This window comes from Cellvibrio sp. ATLC23 (assembly GCF_057196725.1).
The window spans coordinates 1-353 of record NZ_JBXUOS010000036.1; the positions used below are offsets into that span (position 1 = coordinate 1).

The 353-nt window shown below is 47.0% G+C and carries 1 protein-coding gene; it reads left to right on the forward strand.

What is annotated here, in order from left to right; genetic code table 11:
* Positions 1 to 353 (forward strand): TetR/AcrR family transcriptional regulator (locus AC2CG4_RS20080; protein ID WP_484487957.1); only part of this gene is annotated, 353 nt, incomplete at both ends.

Genomic DNA, 353 nt, shown 5'->3' on the forward strand with positions numbered 1-353 from the left:
CATCATTGCCAAGGCTGATGTGGGACGCTCGACGTTTTATGAACATTATAAAAACAAAGATGAACTGCTCTATGCAAGTTTGCACTGGCCGATGACTGTTTTGGCCTCTGCTATGCTACCTCCAAGCAAGGTGTTGGATGTACAGGGGGTGCTGGAGCATTTTTGGCAGAACAGAAGTTTTGCTCGCCCTATATTGACAGGTGGTACACGTAAACATGTCAGTCGATGCCTTAGCCAGATACTTATCGGGCAAATGCATAACATGTCTTCACCTTCACAAAATCGCTATGTCCCTATATCCGCTATTGCACAGGCGCTAGCCGCAACGCAACTCTCTTTATTGAGCGACTGGC